Source organism: Phocaeicola barnesiae DSM 18169 = JCM 13652 (genome assembly GCF_000374585.1).
Lineage (GTDB): Bacteria > Bacteroidota > Bacteroidia > Bacteroidales > Bacteroidaceae > Phocaeicola > Phocaeicola barnesiae.
The window spans coordinates 67605-73838 of the sequence record NZ_KB894657.1 but is presented as its reverse complement, the minus strand read 5'-3'; the positions used below and the strand labels follow the sequence as shown (position 1 = coordinate 73838).

The window sequence follows — 6234 nt, the reverse complement described above, 5'->3', positions numbered from 1 at the left end:
TCAAAAGGTCAAAATCGAACTCCATATATAATTCGCGCACGCGCGAGTACTTCCGAGAAACAGAAAACGAACGCACGTTTCCATCCAAACGAACGCACGTTTTATTGAAAACGAACGGACATCTTTATCGAAACAAACGGACGTTTTCAGACCCCAAAGAAACGGCATTATCCAACGTATTTCCATACAAAAGATTATCTTTGCAAGACTACATTATTACAACAACAAACACCATGCAGAAAATCATCTTAGCTATTGATTCATACAAGGGCTGCCTAAGTTCCATCGAGGCAGAACAGGCCGCATCAGAAGGTATACACAAGGTATTTCCTTCCTGTCAAACCGTCTGCCTTCCTGTAGCAGATGGCGGTGAAGGAATCTTGAGCATTCTGATGGAAGCCACCCAAGGAAGCTATATCCAACTGGAAGCACACGACCCGTTGATGCGCATTCGCCCCACAAGCTATGGCATCTTAGGCGATGGGGAAACCGTTGCCATCGAGATGGCACGCATCAGCGGCCTCCTCTTACTACGCGAAGAGGAGCGCAATCCATTGTTAACCAACACATACGGAACAGGAGAACTGATTCTGGACGCCCTCTGGAAAGGCTATCGGAAATTTCTGATAGGGATTGGCGGGAGCGCTACAAACGATGCCGGAATGGGCATGCTGCAAGCCTTAGGATATCGATTCTATACAACCGACCATCGGCTACTTGAGAGCGGAGGAGCGCAACTGGCCCAAATAGCCTACATAGATACCTCAGAAGTTTCACCTTTACTCCGTGAAGCACAGTTTACCGTTGCCTGCGATGTCACCAACCCCTTTTACGGCCCCCAAGGAGCCGCTTATGTTTTCGCCCCGCAAAAAGGAGCCTCTACAGAAGATGTACGTATGCTGGATACCGGCCTGCAACATTTTGCCGGAATCGTTCATGCCGCAACCGGCACAGCCGTCGATACCCTACCGGGCGCAGGAGCCGCCGGAGGATTGGGCGGCAGCCTTGCAGCATTCTTCCACGCCTCCCTCCGACCAGGGATCGAACTGATACTGGACATTCTGCAATTGGATAAACTACTGTCCGATGCCGACCTCGTCATCACCGGCGAGGGACATTCCGACCGGCAGACCTTAATGGGCAAGGTTCCTATGGGTGTATTGAAACGAGCCCAAAAAGCAGAAGTCCCTACCCTACTCCTTTCCGGCGGCATCGAGGACAGGGAAGCGTTGAACGAAGCAGGATTTCTGGCCGCCTTTTCAACGACTCCTTACCCGCAACCTTTGGAACAAGCCATGCAGCTGGACACTGCCCGGCAAAACATCCGCGAAACAACCGCTCAAATCTGCCGGATTTACACCGGACAGAAAACATAAAACGAAATACAAGTTTGGCCTTTTCATCCAAAAAGAATAAATTTGTAAATTAATCACCAAACTCAAAAAAAAACAACATGAAAGATTTTTTCAAGACCACTTTGGCTACAATTGTCGGCATTCTCATTGCCGGAATTGTCTTTACCATTCTAGGTATTGTAGCCATCTCCGGAATGCTGATGAGCAGCCAACCGGAAACCGTCGTAAAAGACAACTCCATCTTTGTACTTGAACTGAAAGGAAACGTCGTAGAACGCTATCAGGAAAACCCACTCGACCAACTGTTGGGTGATGAATATACTACTGCCGGACTGGAAGATATTCTCGCTTCTATCCGTAAAGCCAAAGCAAACGATAAAATCAAAGGTATCTATCTGGATTTCGATACTTTCTTTTCCTGCGGAACAGCTTCACTTCAGGAAATCCGTGAAGCCCTGATTGATTTCAAAAACAGCGGAAAATTCATTGTGGCATACGGAGGAAACTATACACAAGGTGCCTACTACCTGGCCAGCGTAGCCGACAAGGTAGCCTTGAATCCTTCGGGAAGCATCAGCTGGCATGGCCTGTCGGCACAGAGCTTCTTCCTGAAAGACCTGCTCGACAAAATCGGAGTACAGATGCAGATTTTCCGTGTAGGTACATACAAATCATTCACCGAGACCTTCAGCGGCACAGAGATGAGTCCGGCCAACCGGGAACAGACCCAGGCATACATCCAATCCATCTGGCAACAACTGCTGACAGATGTAGCCGCATCGAGAGACCTGACTCCGGAACAACTGAACGAACTGGCAGACAGCTGCATGGACTTCCGCCAGGCCGATGACTGCCTGCGCAACGGGCTGGCAGACACACTGATATACAGAGACCAGTTGCTGAGCTACCTGAAGCAACGGATGGACGTAGAAGAAGATGACAAACTGAATACACTCACCTTGGAAGACATGATCAACGTAAAACGGAATGTACCCAAGGACAAGAGCGGCAACATCATCGCCATCTACTATGCTACCGGCGACATCGACTCGTCAACCGACCCGGACCCGACAGAAGGCATCAACTCCGAACGGGTCATCAAAGACCTGCAACGCCTCCGCAAGGACGAAAGCGTAAAGGCTGTCGTACTGCGTGTAAACTCTCCGGGCGGCAGTGCCTACGGCTCTGAACAAATCTGGCGCGAAGTCTCTCTGCTGAAAGCCGAAAAACCGGTCATCGTTTCAATGGGAGACTATGCCGCTTCCGGTGGATATTATATCTCTTGCGCAGCCGACTGGATTGTAGCCGAGCCAACCACGCTGACCGGCTCCATCGGTATCTTCGGCATGGTGCCCGAAGCATCTGAGCTTATCAACAACAAATTGGGTGTCCACATAGACGGCGTGAAGACCAACCGCCTGGCAGACATGGGAAAGATAGACCGGCCGATGAATGAGGAGGAAAAAGCCCTCATCCAGCAAAGCGTAAACAACGGATACGAACTCTTCACCAAACGCTGTGCCGAAGGACGAAACATGCCCTTGGAACAGTTGAAGGAGATAGCTGAAGGACGTGTATGGAGCGGCACCATGGCCAAAGAACTGAAACTGGTAGACGAACTGGGCGGCCTGCAGACAGCCTTGAACGAAGCCGTAAAACGTGCCGGAATCACAGATTATACCCTATTAAGCTATCCGGGAAAAGAAAATATCCTGAGTAGTTTGTTGAATACACAGAAGGACAGTTACATCGACAGCCGACTGGAAGCTACTTTCGGCGAATATTACCACGGCTTTGCCCTGCTGAAGAACCTGAAACAGGCCGACCGCATCCAGGCGCGACTGCCTTTTGACTTGCGTATCCAATAAAAACAAGAAACGACCATGAGCCAGCGACCTTTCAGCATCTATTGGGGACTACTCCCGTTTGCGCTGCTGTACGGACTGGGAGTCAGTCTGCGTAACCGCATGTTCGACAAGGGTATACTGACTTCCCGAAGTTTTCCGCTTCCGGTCATCTGCATTGGGAATATCAGTGTAGGAGGAACCGGTAAGACTCCCCATACCGAATACCTCATCCGCCTGCTCCGGAAAAGTTACCGCATCGCTGTACTAAGCCGGGGCTACAAGCGGAAATCGGAAGGATTCGTATTGGCCAGACCGGATATTCCCATCGAAGCCATCGGAGACGAGCCTTTCCAGATGGCCCATAAATTTCCGGATATCTACGTGGCCGTAGACCGGGACCGGTGCCACGGCATCGAACAGTTGACAGACGGGAAAACCACCCCTGGTGTAGAAGCCGTCCTGTTGGATGACGCCTTCCAGCACCGCTACGTCAAAGCTGGGCTGAACATTCTGCTGGTAGACTACCACCGTCCCATCCAGCAAGACAAACTTCTTCCGGCGGGTCGACTGCGGGAGTCTTCTTCGGGCAGGAAACGGGCAGATATCCTGATTGTCAGCAAATGTCCGCCCCATCTGGACGCAGAAAACTGCCAGCAGTTCAGGAAGGAACTGAAGCCCCTCCCCCACCAGTCACTCTACTTCACGACACTGGCCTATGGGAAGCTTCGTCCCCTCTTTACCGAAGAACCGGAACGGGCACTGGAAACGTTAACTCCGGAAGAGCACCTGCTGGTAGTAACCGGTATCGCCTCGCCGGCTCCTTTACTGGAGGAACTGTCAAGGCATACCCGTCACGTACACCCGCTGACATTCGGCGACCATCACAATTTCACCGAAACCGATCTGCACCGTATCGAAGAGACATTCCTCCGAATACCCGGACCGCAGAAAAGTATCGTTACGACCGAAAAAGATGCCGCCCGGCTTATCGCTCATCCGAAGCTGAGTGAAAAACTGAAACCCTACTTCCATGTATTACCCATCGAAGTCAGGTTCCTGAATAACGAAGAAGAATCATTTAACCAACAAATTATCGCGTATGTTAGAAAAAATTCAAGAAACAGCTGCCTTTCTGAAGGCTAAAATGCACACCCATCCTGAAACAGCCATCATTCTGGGTACAGGACTGGGCAGTCTGGTACACGAGATTACCGATAAATACGAAATAAATTACGCAGACATTCCCAATTTCCCGGTATCAACCGTAGAAGGACACAGCGGTAAGCTGATTTTCGGGAAACTGGGCAACAAGGACATCATGGCTATGCAGGGACGTTTCCATTTCTACGAGGGCTATTCCATGAAAGAAGTGACCTTCCCGGTACGTGTCATGCGTGAACTGGGTATCAAGACCCTTTTCGTTTCGAATGCGGCAGGAGGCACAAGCCCGGAATTTGAAATCGGCGACCTGATGATTATCACAGACCATATCAACTTCTTCCCGGAACATCCGCTGCGCGGCAAAAACATCGACTACGGACCACGTTTCCCGGATATGAGCGAGGCATACTCCAAAGAACTGATAGCAAAGGCACTGGAAATCGCCAAGGAAAAAGGTATCAAGGTACAGCAAGGTGTATACATCGGCACACAAGGTCCTACTTTCGAAACTCCGGCAGAATACAAGATGTTCCGTATTCTGGGAGCTGATGCTGTAGGCATGTCTACCGTACCCGAAGTCATCGTAGCCAACCACTGCGGCATCAAAGTATTCGGCATCTCTGTCATCACAGACTTGGGTGTAGAAGGAAAAATCGTAGAAGTATCTCACGAGGAAGTTCAGAAAGCTGCCGACGAAGCACAGCCCCGCATGACAACCATCATGAGAGAATTGATTAATAGAGCATAAGACCATGCACGAAGGAAACAGAACAGAAATATCAACACTGGGTGAGTTCGGCCTCATCAAGCACCTCACCCAGGACATCCAGCTGAAAAATGCGGAAACCCGCTACGGAGTCGGCGATGACGCTGCCGTATTGGAATACCCCGGCAAACAGGTACTGGTCACTACCGACCTGCTGATGGAAGGGGTTCATTTCGACCTCGTATACACGCCACTGAAACACCTGGGATATAAATCGGCCATGGTGAACTTCTCCGACATCTACGCCATGAACGGTACTCCGAAACAGATTACTGTCTCACTTGCCGTATCGAAACGGTTCTGTATCGAAGACCTGGAAGAGTTCTACGACGGCCTGAAACTGGCCTGCGAACTGCATCAGGTAGACATCGTAGGCGGTGATACCACGTCTTCTGTCACCGGTCTGGCCATTTCCATCACCTGCATCGGTGAAGCGGACAAAGACAAGGTCGTCTATCGGAACGGTGCCAAAGATACAGACCTGATTTGTGTAACAGGCGACTTGGGGGCTGCCTACATGGGCTTGCAACTCATGGAACGCGAGAAAGCCGTATTCCAGGGAGAAAAGGAGGTTCAACCGGATTTCGCAGGAAAGGAATACCTGTTGGAACGCTTCCTGAAACCTGAAGCACGCAAGGACATCATTGCCGAACTGGCCGAGGCCGGTATCCAACCGACAGCTATGATGGATATCTCCGACGGCCTTTCTTCTGAACTGATGCACATCTGTTCACAGAGCCATACCGGCTGCCGCGTCTATGAGGAACGTATTCCTATCGACTATCAGACCGCTGTCATGGCCGAAGAGTTCAACATGAACCTGAGTACCTGTGCGCTGAACGGTGGCGAAGACTACGAGCTATTGTTCACCGTACCGCTGACTGCCCACGAAGCGGTATCGAAGCTGAAGGATGTCAAGATTATCGGCCATATCACCAAGCCGGAATTGGGATGCGCCCTCGTTACCCGCGACGGCAACGAATTGGAGCTGAAAGCTCAGGGATGGAACCCGTTGAAAAACCAGGAAAAGGAATAATACACTGAATATGAACTCGTTCAAAGCTCTTAAGGAAAGGTTTTCTGAGAGTTTTGAACAGGGTTCATG

At 50.5% G+C, this 6234-nt stretch carries 5 protein-coding genes; all 5 read left to right on the top strand.

Annotation, left to right across the window (positions count from 1 at the left end):
- Positions 1-233 precede the first annotated feature (233 nt).
- The gene (locus tag C510_RS0113495) at positions 234-1376 is read left to right on the top strand and encodes a glycerate kinase family protein (protein ID WP_018711817.1); all 1143 of its coding nucleotides are present in this window, start codon (positions 234-236) and stop codon (positions 1374-1376) included.
- 77 nt (positions 1377-1453) lie between these two features.
- Positions 1454-3223, top strand: coding sequence for a signal peptide peptidase SppA (sppA, locus tag C510_RS0113490; protein WP_018711816.1), 1770 nt, complete (start codon positions 1454-1456; stop codon positions 3221-3223).
- 15 nt (positions 3224-3238) lie between these two features.
- The gene (lpxK, locus tag C510_RS0113485) at positions 3239-4345 is read left to right on the top strand and encodes a tetraacyldisaccharide 4'-kinase (protein ID WP_018711815.1); all 1107 of its coding nucleotides are present in this window, start codon (positions 3239-3241) and stop codon (positions 4343-4345) included.
- On the top strand, positions 4302-5111 hold the full coding sequence (locus C510_RS0113480) for a purine-nucleoside phosphorylase (protein ID WP_018711814.1): 810 nt from the start codon (positions 4302-4304) through the stop codon (positions 5109-5111). The genes lpxK and C510_RS0113480 overlap by 44 nt, the downstream gene beginning before the upstream one ends.
- A gap of 4 nt (positions 5112-5115) precedes the next feature.
- On the top strand, positions 5116-6165 hold the full coding sequence (thiL, locus tag C510_RS0113475; protein WP_018711813.1) for a thiamine-phosphate kinase: 1050 nt from the start codon (positions 5116-5118) through the stop codon (positions 6163-6165).
- Positions 6166-6234: the final 69 nt, after the last annotated feature.